Origin of the sequence: Eikenella exigua (assembly GCF_008805035.1) — a bacterium.
Classification (GTDB): Bacteria; Pseudomonadota; Gammaproteobacteria; order Burkholderiales; family Neisseriaceae; genus Eikenella; species Eikenella exigua.
Map to the genome: position 1 here is coordinate 1,493,664 of NZ_CP038018.1, position 14,040 is coordinate 1,507,703.

The 14,040-nt window shown below is 55.0% G+C and carries 11 protein-coding genes; 4 read left to right on the plus strand and 7 right to left on the minus strand.

The features are described 5' to 3' along the window. Positions 1-56: 56 nt before the first annotated feature. The 7 genes from ftsY to mltA form a co-directional block, all read right to left on the minus strand. On the minus strand, positions 57-1,412 hold the full coding sequence (gene ftsY / locus EZJ17_RS07740; protein WP_082886514.1) for a signal recognition particle-docking protein FtsY: 1,356 nt from the start codon (positions 1,410-1,412) through the stop codon (positions 57-59). 127 nt (positions 1,413-1,539) lie between these two features. Then, the gene (locus tag EZJ17_RS07745) at positions 1,540-1,908 is read right to left on the minus strand and encodes a roadblock/LC7 domain-containing protein (protein WP_067441083.1); all 369 of its coding nucleotides are present in this window, start codon (positions 1,906-1,908) and stop codon (positions 1,540-1,542) included. A gap of 23 nt (positions 1,909-1,931) precedes the next feature. Continuing rightward, a complete protein-coding gene (locus EZJ17_RS07750) occupies positions 1,932-2,591 on the minus strand; it encodes a roadblock/LC7 domain-containing protein (RefSeq protein WP_067441086.1) in 660 nt (219 codons plus the stop codon). 2 nt (positions 2,592-2,593) lie between these two features. Then, the gene (locus EZJ17_RS07755; RefSeq protein WP_064089950.1) at positions 2,594-3,130 is read right to left on the minus strand and encodes a GTP-binding protein; all 537 of its coding nucleotides are present in this window, start codon (positions 3,128-3,130) and stop codon (positions 2,594-2,596) included. 11 nt (positions 3,131-3,141) lie between these two features. Further along, positions 3,142-4,269 carry a hypothetical protein gene (locus EZJ17_RS07760; protein ID WP_067441089.1) on the minus strand — a complete coding sequence of 376 codons (1,128 nt, stop codon included), beginning with the start codon at positions 4,267-4,269 and terminating at the stop codon, positions 3,142-3,144. Positions 4,270-4,272: 3 nt separating this feature from the next. Then, positions 4,273-5,769: a hypothetical protein gene (locus EZJ17_RS07765; RefSeq protein ID WP_151086371.1), complete on the minus strand. Its 1,497-nt coding sequence runs from the start codon at positions 5,767-5,769 to the stop codon at positions 4,273-4,275. Between the two features lie 222 nt (positions 5,770-5,991). Further along, positions 5,992-7,299, minus strand: a complete 1,308-nt coding sequence (mltA, locus tag EZJ17_RS07770; protein WP_067441185.1) for a murein transglycosylase A — start codon at positions 7,297-7,299, stop codon at positions 5,992-5,994. Between the two features lie 264 nt (positions 7,300-7,563). On the opposite strand from mltA, the gene mutS reads away from it, so the two are divergent. The 4 genes from mutS (at position 7,564) to pta (ending at position 13,991) form a co-directional block, all read left to right on the plus strand. Further along, on the plus strand, positions 7,564-10,158 hold the full coding sequence (gene mutS / locus EZJ17_RS07775) for a DNA mismatch repair protein MutS (RefSeq protein WP_067444080.1): 2,595 nt from the start codon (positions 7,564-7,566) through the stop codon (positions 10,156-10,158). A 152-nt stretch (positions 10,159-10,310) separates the two neighbouring features. Next, positions 10,311-10,790 (plus strand): hypothetical protein, encoded by a 480-nt coding sequence (locus EZJ17_RS07780; protein ID WP_067441098.1) that lies wholly within the window; start codon positions 10,311-10,313, stop codon positions 10,788-10,790. A gap of 353 nt (positions 10,791-11,143) precedes the next feature. Beyond that, a complete protein-coding gene (locus tag EZJ17_RS07785; protein ID WP_067444081.1) occupies positions 11,144-11,704 on the plus strand; it encodes a hypoxanthine-guanine phosphoribosyltransferase in 561 nt (186 codons plus the stop codon). Positions 11,705-11,912: 208 nt separating this feature from the next. Next, entirely contained in the window at positions 11,913-13,991 is a 2,079-nt protein-coding gene (pta, locus tag EZJ17_RS07790; RefSeq protein WP_067444083.1) for a phosphate acetyltransferase, read from the plus strand. Positions 13,992-14,040 lie beyond the last annotated feature (49 nt).

Sequence of the window (14,040 nt, forward strand, 5' to 3'; positions counted from 1 at the left end):
CCGAGAGGCTACCTGAAAACGGTTTTTCAGGTAGCCTTTTGCTGTGTATCTTGGGATTACAGCAGTGCGTCTACAAACTCGCGGGCGTTAAACGGGCGCAAGTCGTCGATGCCCTCGCCCACGCCGATAAAGCGCACCGGCACGGGGCGGCGGCTGGCCAGCGCAGCCAGCACGCCGCCTTTGGCCGTGCCGTCGAGCTTGGTGACGATGAGGCCGGTGAGCCCCAGAGCGTCATCGAAGGCAATCACTTGGTTCACAGCATTCTGGCCGATATTGGCATCCAGCACCACCACGATTTCATGCGGCGCGTCGGGCATGGATTTTTGCAACACGCGCTTCACTTTTTTGATTTCTTCCATCAAATGGGTTTGCGTGGGCAGGCGACCGGCGGTGTCGGCCAGCACGATGTCAATACCGCGCGCTTTGGCGGCTTCCACGGCATCGAAACAGACGGCGGCAGAATCGCCGGAAGCTTGGGAAATCACGGTAACGCCGTTGCGCTCGCCCCATTCGGCCAGTTGCTCGCGGGCAGCGGCGCGGAAAGTATCTCCGGCGGCCAGCAGCACGCTTTTGCCCTGGGCTTGGAAATTTTTGGCCAACTTGCCGATAGAAGTGGTTTTGCCCGCGCCGTTGATGCCGGCGAGCATAATCACAAACGGCCGTTTGTCTGCGGGCCAGATCAACGGCTGCTCCAACGGTTTAATCAGCTCGTAGATGGCTTCTTTCAATGCACCGCGCAGTTCTTCACCATCTTTCAGGCCACGCAGGCTCACGTGCTGGCGCACCTCTTCCATCAGATGCTCGGTGGCTTCAATGCCCATATCGCTGGTGAGCAACACGGTTTCCAGCTCTTCATACAGGTCTTCGTCTATCTTGCCGCCACCAAACACACCGGCCAGCGACTTGGCCATCTGCTGGCGCGATTTGCTCAAGCCTTGCTTGAGGCGGGCAGCCCAGCCGAGTGAGGCGGGCTGTTCAGGCGAAGGTTCGGTAGTGATTGCTTCTGCAATTGATGAAGCAGCCAGTTCAGCGGCTTCCTGTTCACTGAATGCTAGTTCGTTAGTTGACTGCTCATCAGAGGCATATTCATTGATCGAAGCAACTTCTTCAGTCGTGGCAATGGATTGTTCAGCCAAGACTTCCGATTGCACGAGCGGTGCTTCAGCATTCGCTACCTCTGTAGCTGCAGTTTCATGCACCAATGTTTTGTTGGGCAAGTCAGTCGATTTCGATTCGGCAACAGAAATTTCAGCAGCAAATGTCGGGGCAGCAGATTGCTCTGCTGTTTTTAGGGCAGATTGTGCCGCAACCTCATCTGGTTGAACTGCTTCTTCAACAGCCTGCACCAACTCAGCTTTCTGTTGCGGGGCAGTTGGTTGCGCTTTGCGTTTTCTAAAAAATCCAAATACCATCTGGTTGGTTATACTCCATAAACAAACCGGTTTACTAGTCAGCAATGGAACAAAGGCTACCTGAAACAGATTGGCTGTATTTTCAGGTAGCCTGGCGTGCGGCACTCATTGCGTGTCGGATAGGCGTTTAGCTGCTTTCCAAATCTACAATGCTGCGTGCGGCACGTCGGGCGTCGAGCAGAATCAAGCCCAGTTTGGCACTTTCTCGGGCAGTTACTACCAATACAGTGTCTTCACCGGCTTGAATCAGCAGGATGTAGCCATCGGTGCCTTTCACAATCACCTGCTCCAATTCGCCACATAGTAGCTCTTTGGTGGTACGGTTGCCCAAGGCCAGCAACGCGGCAGACATAGCACCAACACGATCCGGGTCAATATTGGCCTGGAGCATAGAGGCAACCGGCAAGCCGTCACTGGAAATAACAGCGGAAGCGGTAATATCAACAGACGAGCTGTTTAAATCACTCAATACAGAAGAAACTAATTGTTGTTGCATATTGTGTTTTCCCAATAATTTAATTAGAGTGCTTCAATCTGGTTAGCAGAATCAACGATTTGATACAGCGCCCGCACTAAAGATACAAATTCATCTTTATGCAGCTGCGGTACACCGCCGGTAACCAGGATAAATTTCAAATCACCGATATACAGCGGGAAGAAAGTCAGCTCACTCTGGCCTGACGGATCACAAATGCCCACCGCATTGTGGTAGATATTCAGGTTGTTCTTAATCAAGAGGCTATGCTGTTCATACAAGCGAACGGCTTCACTGGCCAACACTGCGATTTCTTCAGCAGCTTCGTGGTTGAAACCGGAGCTGGAAAAATAGAAACCGTCTTGATCTACCAATAATGCCTTCTGCACATCAGAGAGGTGCGTAAGAATATTGGGCAGGCCGGTGCCGCTGAGCAAATCGGTTTTTTTGTCCGGCTCGTCTTCGCCATACAAAAATTCCAAACGCTGCATGCGGTACAACAAGTTGAGTGCGGCATCAATATCGTTGGTTTGCGCCCAACGCAATAAATTTTCCCGGCCAACAGTTTCCTGCTCGCCAGCCTGCAGAATACCGCCCAGCAGAGTACGGCTAGCACTTTGGCCTTTATTGGAAACCGCATAGTATGCGCCAGCGGGAGTTACTCGTGGGTATAGATTAGGCTGCAAAAGTAGTGTCGAATCCATTTTTATACCTCTAAACCAGGATCAATTGAATACAGCATCGCAGTAACCAGCTGTTTCACATCGTTTTCATTCCGCGCATCAATTTCAAATACCGGCACGTTCATGCCGTATTGCAGCAGGTATTTCTGATACACCTCGATACCGGGCGTGGCTTTCAAATCCATCTTGGTTACACCCACAACCACAGGTGCGGTTTTGAGCAAATCACTAAACGAATCCAAGAAGAATTTCAGGTCTTTCAAAGGATTGGAACGGGTATTATCCAACAGCAACACCAAGCCCATACTGCCTTGGCTCAAAATGTCCCACATGAAATCAAAACGTTCCTGCCCGGGCGTGCCGTACAAATGCACCTTGGTATTCTCATCTAAGTGAATCACACCGTAGTCCATGGCCACGGTGGTGTGGCTTTTCATGGAGGTAGTCATATCAGATGCACGGGCATCGGTCTTAATCGGTGGGTCGTCTGACAGTGCAGCAATAGCGGTAGTTTTCCCTACGCCGACCGGACCTGTAAAAATAATCTTATTCTCTGCCATGTTATATTCCTTTATCGGCCAATAATTTTATTCATCAAACGTTGCAGCAGCCCGCGCTGTTTCGGTACTTCTTCGTCGCTATCTTCTTCATGCGCTCTAGTATGAACTCTCTCCGGACGCTGTATAGTTTGCGTTTGTGCAGCAACTCTAGCTTGCCCTGCTCCAGCAGTCTGAGTCTCAGCCTGCCCGGCCGATTCCACAATCAGATGGTCGGTAACATAGACCGCAGTAAGATAATCAGCTAAATCTTTGTTATCGATAAGCATCAGCTTGTGCAGAATAGTCAGGCTACCTGAAGCCTTGGTTAAGAAGGCGGATAGGCGCATTGATTCGGCAAGCGGTGCCAAACGAGTCAGGTTTGGCCAGTTGCGAACTTTGAATACTGTGCTTTTGTTGATTACTTTGGGAAAGCGGCCATTACTTGTCCAAATAGCCAACTGCCATAAGCAAGCAGTAATGGAAAGCTTGGCCTTGGCTTTCAAGTTCTCTTCAGTAATCGCTCGCGTTTGCAAATCAACAAATTTCTGTTCACACAAAGATTTGAGTGTTTCAGAATCGGTTACCAACAACACTTTCTGAATGGACGGGAACACCAGCAACATAGGTTTGCCGTTGTGCATTACCGCCACATTGACATCCTGCTTGGCTGCTTTGCGTACTTCGCCCAACAAACCGTTGTCTTCATCGAAATGTTCGATGGTGATACTAGCCGAATGAGATCGTACAGACGAAGCTTGCTCGGTTTCCTGTGTTGCCAGCCTAGGAGCATGCTCCGCTCGGCTACTACTACTGGCTACCCAAATGCCGTTACCCTGTTGCAGGTTTTTTAAGTTCAAAAACAGAGTATCGAACTTAATCGGCTTGGCCAGATAAGGAGCGGTTACCGGAGGCGGCAAGCTGGAAAAATACACCACCTTCGCATCGGGAAACTGGTTTTTTGCATCTTTCCAAATCTCCACATCAGTATCGGCATCGGCCAATACCATATCTGGCTGAATACCCTGCTCCACTGTAACCAGTTCATAATTAGTAATACCATGCATTTTGAATGCCATACGGAACATCGCATATTGGCGCTCATCCATGCCCAACAACATGATGTGAACCGTCTTCACTTGGGGGATTGCGTTATTAGTCATTTATCATGTCCGAACAGAACCGTAGTTGATTTTTTGTAGTAATTGGCTCATTGCCAATACTACCTCCTCTGGCGGATGCTGGATATTGGCACGTATCTTATGCAATACCTGCTCCAGGCGTTCCCATTCTTCTGCACGTTCGCAAATATCGAACAACGTAATATACAACTGTGATTCGCTGGGGTACTCCAAGATGGATTCTTCCAGCAAATTCATTGCTTCATCTAACTGGCCATACATCAGTAATGATTCGACATCACGCAACACTTTTTCTGCCGGGGTCTGTTTCATGCTGACATCATCAGTACGTGTTTTAATAAGGGGTTTACGGTGCGCTTTTTGAGTACTGGTGCCACGATCCAAGAAACCGTTGGCAGTCCCGATTTCGCGCAGTTGAACCTCATTCGGATTGGATTCCAACTGAGTGAAGATGGTGTGTTCGCCCAGGTTGAGACCCCAGCCCAGCATTCTTTCCTTCACTTGGCGGCCATACTGACCCAAGGTGTAATAAAGCTGCCAAAGATGTTGGGCAAAACGGTCAATATTTTGATTTTTATAGTCCAAACTCAGCGCATCAATAATCAACGCAGCCGGTTTGTTGGCCTGGCGGATGGCCTTATTGGCATAGCTAACTGCCGTATCGTAGGCAAGCCTGTCCTTCATCAGGCGATAGCCAGATTCAGGCTTCATAAAGCCCATCAGAGCAGCTTTTTCTTCATCATGTACAAGAATAGCACCGGTATATTTGGAATTGGTAACCAGCTCTTTGCGGGACTCGGCCAATGCTGAATTGGCCACTTTCTGCTCGCTCTCGGCTTCTACGGCTATACGGCGGCTTTTCTGCTTGGTTTGTGCCGGCATATCCAGCCCGATGCGTTCGCCGATTTCAGCAGAGGTCTGCTGTATACCCCAGCCTAGTAATTCTTCAGCCAACACGCGCAGACTAAGGTTGTTTTTATCAACTGCCAAACCTTGTTTGATGTAGTCCTCGGTTTGCGCTTTAGTGAGCAGATTGCCGAACTGGCGCAAAGTTTCAGCCAATTCATCCGGCTTTTTAGCATCCAGCCACAGCTGCACCAGCTCATTAACTAAAGAGCTGCGCATACCATCGCTCACGACTACCGAGCCAGAAGTTAGATATTGAGACAGCGATTCGGCAGCTTTTTCGTGGTAACCGAATTGCTTATAGACTTTATATTCCGTCAGTGCATCCACTTCCTGCGACACATTGGTAGCTTCTTCCACTTCCACATCAGGTACAGCTTCCCAACCCCAGTCTTCGCTCACCTCAACCTCTTCAGGCTCGGATAACGAAGCGGCTACAGACTGTCGATCTGCCGCTGGAGCCGATTTCTTGCTGGCCACCCTAGCGGCAGCACGCTTACTTCTGCCTTTTTTCTCTTCATCAACAGCGGCTTTTGCCTGCTGTTTCTGGCGGCGTTGAACAAAAATCAAGCCAGCCAAAACCACCAATAGCGGAATCAGAATCATCAGATCCATTTATCCCACCCTCCCTAAACATAATTGAATGAAAATATTCATCCTACTTCTCTTAATTACGTCTTTCCAAATACAAATGTTGAAAATTCAGCCTAAAGTATATATTAATTTACACGTTCTATTCAAACGGATTCACGAAAACCGCCACCAAAAAGGAAGGGGTTGCGCACCAACAGCGTATCTTTGTTCTCCTCCCAGCAGGCAATAACTGATAGGCAATTTTCACGGCAACACCCCGTTGGGCAACAACAGCCAAACATAGCCGGTCTGCTTCATGCGGCCGGCCATTCTGCCTGCTTCGTCACCATAACCCCAGAAAAAATCCACCCGCACCGCGCCGTTGATGGCACTGCCGGTGTCTTGCGCCATAATCAGGCGGTTGAGCGCATGGCCGGTTTCAGGATGCGCAGTGGCCAGAAACAGTGGTGCGCCCAAAGTGATGAAGCGTTTATCAACTGCACCGGAATAACCGCCGCTCAATGGCACTCCCAACGAACCAATCGGTCCGTCATTGCCGTCCGGCAGTTGGCGGAAAAATACATAACTGGGGTTTTGACCCAACACCTCAGCCAGTTTATCCGGATGTGCACGCAACCAATCACGGATTTTCGGCATACTGGTTTGCGCCAGCGGCAGATAACCTTTATTGGCCATATAACGGCCAATAGAAATATAGGGGTGGTCGTTTTTATCGGCAAACCCTAAGCGGATATAGCGCCCATCCGGCGTACGAATTCGGCCGGAGCCTTGGATATGCAGGAAAAACAATTCAACCGGATCATCGGCATAAGCCAACACCGGCGCACTGCCATTTACCGCACCGGCATTGATTTGCTCACGGGTGTAATACGGCACAAAACGGCTACGTGAAACCCGTCCTTTCAAAGACCGGCTTTTCTCGCGCCCCGGGAAATCAGCCAGATTGGCCGTGTATTCACCATTGGCGGCAATTTGGCCACTGTTGCGGCCGGTGAGGCGGATTCGTACTGTTCCCGATTGCGGCGCACCGGCCAGCGGCACAGTAACCAAATCCGCAGGCAAGCCATAAATCGGGAATCGTGCCTGTGCCGTTTGCCGCGCACTGCCATGCAACACCGGCTCGTAGTAGCCGGTTATCGTGCCGCCCAACTGCCCGTTGTGGCTCACCTCCCACGGCGTGAAATATTGCTCGAAAAACTGCCTAGCCGCCGCAGACTGACTGCCCACCCTGTCGGCCTGGGCACACACATTCTGCCATTGCGGCTTGTTTTTCAAAGCAGTACAGCTTTTGCGAAACGCATTCAAGCTAGCCGCAAAATCCTGCTGCGGCCACTGCGGCAACGCCGCAAACGATACCGCCTTATACCCTGCCGGGCTACCTGAAACCCGGTGCTGATAGCCTTCTGCATAACGCTGCCCGGGCGGCAAAGCCGACATACCGCTGACACCGCTGCCAGAAGGCTTGGGCCGACTATGAAAAAAACAGCCGCCCAGCAGCAATGCCGACAGCAACAGCCGGCCGTTACGAGAAGAAAGAAATTTGCCTGCCATTTCAGTTTTCATTCCATGAAGTTGAATTTATACCACTGAAAGAAATCGATAAATAATATATAAACATTGCCGCCCGTCCCGCGCCGCTTCCGGTGCATTCTAGCCAACTCCTGCCCGTTTACGGCGGCCGCAGGCGTAAACTGGCAGAATTTAACCACCCACCCAAGCCGCCGGGCAAATCATTTTACAAGTACAAACATTTCGCCCGCTGCCGCATCGGCTACAATATCGTTTTTCGCCTTTCCATTTTTCAGGTAGCCTTTCATGAGCCGCAAAAGCGCCGTATCCCCCATGATGCAGCAGTATCTCGAGATCAAAGCCCAGCATACCGACAAACTGCTGTTCTACCGCATGGGCGACTTCTACGAGCTCTTCTTCACCGATGCCGAAGAAGCTGCCCGCTTGCTCGACATAACCCTCACCACCCGTGGCCAAATCAACGGCGAACCCATCAAAATGGCCGGCGTGCCACACCATGCGGCCGAGCAATACTTGGCCAAACTGGTCAAACTCGGCCGCAGCGTGGCCATTTGCGAGCAAGTAGGTGAAGTGGGCGTCGGCAAAAGCCCGGTGGCGCGAGAAGTGGTGCGCATCATTACCCCCGGCACGCTCACCGATGCCGCCCTATTGGAAGACAAAGAAACCAACCGCATCGCCGCCGTGGCTTGGAACGGCAAGGCCAAGCAACCGGTCGGCCTCGCCTGGGCCTCCCTGCAAAGCGGCGAATTCAAAGCCAAAATCATCGCCCCGGCTCAACTGCCCGATGAACTCGCCCGCTTGCAGGCCGCCGAAGTATTGCTGCCCGACCAAGCCGCCGCCAAATTAAGGCTACCTGAAAACTGCAACCCCACCCGCCTACACGACTGGCAATTCGCCCCCGACAGCGCCCACACCCTGCTCACCGACTACTTCGGCTGCCAAGACCTGCTCGGCTTCGGCCTCCAAGCTGGCGAACACGACCCCGCCATCGGCGCCGCCGGCGCCCTGCTCAACTACATCCGCCACACCCAATCCCGCCTGCCGCGCCACCTCGACAACCTCAGCCTCGAAACCGAACAGCAATACATCGGCATGGATGCCGCCACCCGCCGCAACCTCGAAATCACTGCCACCCTGTCCGGCAAAAAAGAGCCCACCCTCTTTTCCACCCTCGACCGCTGCGCCGGCAACATGGGCAGCCGCCTGCTTGCCCAATGGCTGCACAACCCCCTGCGCAACCGCGAACACATCCGCGCCCGCCAAGAAGCCGTATCCGCCCTGCAAAGCGATTATTCCGCCCTGCAAGGCTACCTGAAAACCATCGCCGACATCGAACGCATCGCCGCCCGCATCGCCGTGGGCTCCGCCCGCCCGCGCGACCTCTCCGGCCTACGCGACAGCTTATTCACCCTTGCCCAACTCAGACTACCTGAAAGCAGCCTGCTCAACACCCTGGCTGACATTTTCCCGCAAGGTGCCGGCATCGCCGAGAAGTTGCAAGAGGCCATCCTGCCCGAGCCCGCCGTGTGGCTGCGCGACGGCGGCGTGATCAACCACGGTTTTTCCACCGAGCTCGACGAATTGCGCCGCATCCAAAACCACGGCAGCGACTTCCTGCTCGAACTCGAAGCGCGCGAACGCGAGCGCACCGGCCTTTCCACCCTCAAAGTCGAATACAACCGCGTGCACGGCTTCTACATCGAGCTTTCCAAAATCCAAGCCGCCGAAGCGCCCGCCGACTACCAACGCCGCCAAACCCTGAAAAACGCCGAACGCTTCATCACCCCCGAGCTCAAAGCCTTCGAAGACAAAGTGCTCAATGCCCAAGATCGCGCCCTCGCCCTCGAAAAACGCCTCTACGACAGCCTGCTGCAAAAGCTACAGCAGCAACTGCCCCTGCTGCAGCGTACCGCCAAAGCCGCTGCCGCGCTGGACGTACTCTGCTGCTTTGCCCACTTTGCCGCCGAACACGATTACCACCCCCCCCAGTTCACCGACTACCCCGGCATCGAAATCGACAACGGCCGCCACCCTGTGGTTGAAGGCCAAGTGCCGCACTTCACGCCAAACCACACCCGCCTCGACCACAAACACCGCCTCATGCTGCTCACCGGCCCCAATATGGGCGGCAAATCCACCTATATGCGCCAAGTCGCCCACATCGTTTTGCTTGCCCACACCGGCAGCTTCGTGCCCGCCGAAGCCGCCCGCATCGGCCAAATCGACCAAATCTTCACCCGCATCGGCGCCTCCGACGACCTCGCCGCCAACCGCTCCACCTTCATGGTGGAAATGAGCGAAACCGCCTACATCCTGCGCCATGCCACCGAGCAATCCCTGGTGCTCATGGACGAAGTCGGCCGCGGCACCTCCACCTTCGACGGCCTCGCCCTCGCCCAAGCCGTGGCCGAACATTTAATCCAGAAAAACCAGTCCTTCAGCCTGTTTGCCACCCACTATTTCGAACTCACCCGCCTGCCTGAGCAGCATAGCGCCGCCGTCAATATGCACCTCTCCGCCTTGGAAGAAGGGCAAGACATCGTCTTCCTACACCACATCGAGCCCGGCCCGGCCGAAAAAAGCTACGGCATCGCCGTGGCCAAACTGGCTGGCCTGCCCGCTCCTGCCCTCAAAGCCGCGCAGAAACACCTCGAACAGCTCGAAGCCCAAGCCGCCGCCCACCGCCCGCAGATGGATATGTTCAGCCTGCCAGAAGATGCAGCGCCAGAACACAACCCGGCTGAAGCCGCCCCGCCAGCCGCCCACCACCTGCTGCAAAAAATCGCCGCGCTACACCCCGACGAACTTACCCCGCGCCAAGCCCTCGATCTGCTGTATCAACTGCAAAAACAGGCTGCCGCCGCGCAGGAAGCTACCTGAAAATGCATGTATCAATTTCAGGTGACCTTGCCACAAAGTGCTGCCTAAAAGCGTAATAATTTGTCTATTTTCTGTAAAACAGCGATAATACACCTGCTTTCGGACACGAAAGCCATAAATAAATTCAATTATCCATAAGGACCCTCCCAATCATGAAACAATGCTTACTTGCCTTAGCTCTCATTTCCGTATTGGCAGCCTGCGGCGGTCAAACCAACAGCTCTGCCCCGGCTCAATCAACCGACACCAGCAGCACACAGCCCGTTGCTGCCAGCGTCGCACAACCCGCTGCTACCGCCCCTGCTCTCGATTCCGTACTAGCCGACCCCAAAGTGGGCGACCTCTACGCCGCTAAAATCAGCGCGTTTTCCGACCAAGGCTTTAGCCGAAACGGCAAAGAGCAGTCCGTAGCCTACGGCCTGATGAAAGTGGTGGAAGTGCAGTCCAACCACATCATCGTTATCACCGAAGATGCTGCTTGGGAAGTGCCAGAAGGCGCCAAACAAGACCTGAACGGCAACCTCTCCAACATCACTTGGGACGAATCCGAGCGCATCCAAATCAAACGCGACGAACTACCCCGGATGGTGGCCGACGGTCGCATCGTGGAAACCCGCCGACTCGACAAATAATCCACGCCATACATCATCAAAGGCTACCTGAACCCCTTACGCGGTTTTCAGGTAGCCTTTTCATTAACGCCACCACACACTAACCTCAGCACCCATTAGCGTTATAATCCCACTACCTCCCTGCCACTCATAAGCAGCGGCCACCATACCAACAACCCCAAAGACATCCCCCCCATGACAGCCAAGACCTCTTTGACTACAACGACCCCGCCACCCCCTACACCCGTGCCACCTTTTTTGAGCGCAAAGGCCGCAACATAGAAATCACCATTTCCAAATTCGCCTCTTAAGGCGTGTTCGCAACGCATTTTTCAGATAGCCCCAATCCAAACCCCAGCGCAAGGACATCCCACATGACCATCAAACAACGATTCTGGCAAGCCAGCACCATACTGGAAGAAGCCGACCTCCTGTTCGACGAAGCCGCCTGCCGAGCTGCCCTGGAGCGCATGGCCGAAGAAATTACCGCCGACTTGGCCGAGCAATACCCCCTGCTCCTACCCGTGATGGGCGGTGCCGTCGTTTTCACCGGCCAGCTCCTGCCCCTCTTGCGCTTCCCGCTCGATTTCGACTACGTACACGTTTCCCGTTACGGCAGCGAACTAAGCGGCAGCGTGCAGCTCAACTGGCTGCGTGCCCCGCAAAACAGCGTGGAAGGCCGACACGTTCTCGTGCTCGACGACATCCTAGACGAAGGCCACACCATGGCCGCCATCCACAAACAAGTACTGGAAATGGGCGCCGCCTCCTGCTGCACCGCCGTATTCGCCAATAAAAACATCAACCGCCCTAAACCCATCACTGCCGATTATGTAGGTATCCACGTGCCCGACCGCTATGTGTTCGGCTACGGCATGGATGCCGGTGGCATGTGGCGCAACCTCGGCGCCATCTACGCCCTGGCCAATAAATAGCCAAACCCAAACTTAAGGCTACCTGAGGCACCGAATCACTTTCAGGTAGCCTTACCCAAACAAACCCAATCCCATCGCTTGCCGCCCCTGGTTAATAGTGCAACAATGCGGCCTGCGAAAAACCAGCACAGGCAAACGTCTGCCGGCCGTCTTATTGATTCGGCTGCTTTACGCTGATTGATTAACCCTTTACCAAGAAAGAAGCCCTATGCCAAACTTCCTCCTCGTGCCTATCGGCACCAAAACCGGCCTCACCAGCATCTCACTCGGCCTGCTGCGCGCCCTGCAGCACAGCGGCTGCCGTCCGGTGTACTACAAACCGGTATCGCACAAGCCCACCCCCGCCGGCGACACCGAAGCCGCCATCGTATTTGCCAACAAACTGTTCCACCTCAACCCGCCGCACCCGCAGCCGCTCTCCAAAGTGGAAGAGCTGGTGGGCGCAGGGCGTGACGACGATTTGATCGAGCTGATGGTATCCGATTTCGACCAGGTTACCGCCGCCGAGCACGATGTAGCTATTATTGAAGGCATGGTGCCCGATAGCGAACGCGGCTTCCTCACCAGCAAAAACGCGCAAATCGCCGCCGCGCTCAACGCCAACGTAATTCTGGTGGCCGCAGCCGGCAACCACAGTGCCGAACAGGTGGCCGACCAAATCAACCTAGCCGCACAGGAATACGCCAACAGCCATACCGACGTGGCCGGCTTCATCATCAACCGCTACCACGGCAACGACAGCAAAGCCTTCGCCCAAACCGTGGCCGCCAAAGTGCGCGGCGATATCCCCTGCATGGGTGTGCTGCCTTTCGCGCCAGAACAATCGCCGTGCCGCGTGGCCGACATTGCAGGCTACCTGAACGCCCAAGTGATTGCCGGCCAAGAGCATTTGGGCAACCGCACCAAAGAAATCGTGGTGGCCGCGCAAAACGCCGCCCACATGCACCACCGCATCACTTCCGGCGCGCTGGTGATTACCCCCGGCGACCGTGAAGACATCCTGATGGCCGCCTCGCTGAAAATCCTCAGCGGCGTGCCGGTGGCCGGCCTGCTGCTCACCTGCGGCACCGCGCCTTCGCCCGCCGTACAGGGCATCATCAGCCCCGCGCTGAGCCAAAACGTGCCGGTATTGCTCACCGAACACGACACTTTCGCCACCGCCTACGCGCTGGCGCACCAAGACCAAACCATCCCCGCCGACGACACCGAACGCATGGAAACCATGGTGGAATTCGTGGCCGAACATATTGATGCGGAAGAGCTCTGCCGCCACATCGGTCGGCCGCGCCAGCTGCTGATGTCGCCGCCTGCCTTCCGCTTCCGCATGATGGAACAGGCGCGCGCCGCCAACCGCCGCATCGTCCTGCCGGAAGGCGACGAACCGCGCACCGTGGAGGCCGCCGCCATCTGCCAAAGCAAAGGTATCGCCCGCTGCGTGCTCCTGGCCAAACCGGAAGCTGTGCGCGAAGTGGCCGCCAACCGCGGCATCACTCTGCCTGAAGGCTTGGAAATCATCGATCCCGACACCATCCGCGAGCAATACGTTGCCCCGATGGTAGAGCTGCGCAAAAACAAAGGCCTCACCCCCGGCTTGGCGCGCCAGGCGCTGGAAGACAGCGTCGTGCTCGGCACCATGATGCTGCAGCAAGACGACGTGGACGGCTTGGTATCCGGCGCGGTACACACCACCGCCAACACCATCCGCCCCGCCCTGCAGCTGATTAAAACCGCCCCCGGCGCCAGCCTGGTGTCCAGCGTGTTCTTCATGCTGATGCCCGAGCAGGTGTTCGTGTATGGCGACTGCGCCGTGAACCCCGAGCCCACCGCCGAAGAGCTGGCCGACATCGCCATCCAATCGGCCGAATCCGCCAAAGCCTTCGGCATCGATCCCAAAGTGGCCATGATTTCCTACTCCACCGGCACCTCCGGCAGCGGCGCCGATGTGGAAAAAGTGAAAGAAGCCACCCGCCTGGCGCAGGAAAAACGCCCCGATCTGCTCATCGACGGCCCGCTGCAATACGACGCCGCCAGCGTGCCCAGCGTAGGCCGCCAGAAAGCGCCCGACAGCAAAGTAGCCGGCCAAGCCAACGTGTTCGTCTTCCCCGACCTGAACACCGGCAACACCACCTACAAAGCCGTACAGCGCAGCGCCAACGTATTGAGCATTGGCCCCATGCTGCAAGGCCTGCGCAAACCGGTAAACGACCTCTCGCGCGGCGCATTGGTGGACGACATCGTCTACACCATCGCCCTCACCGCCATCCAGGCCGTGCAGATGGGTAAATAAACCGCCCGCCCTGTTGGGATTTAGACATCAAGTAAAAGGCTACCTGAAA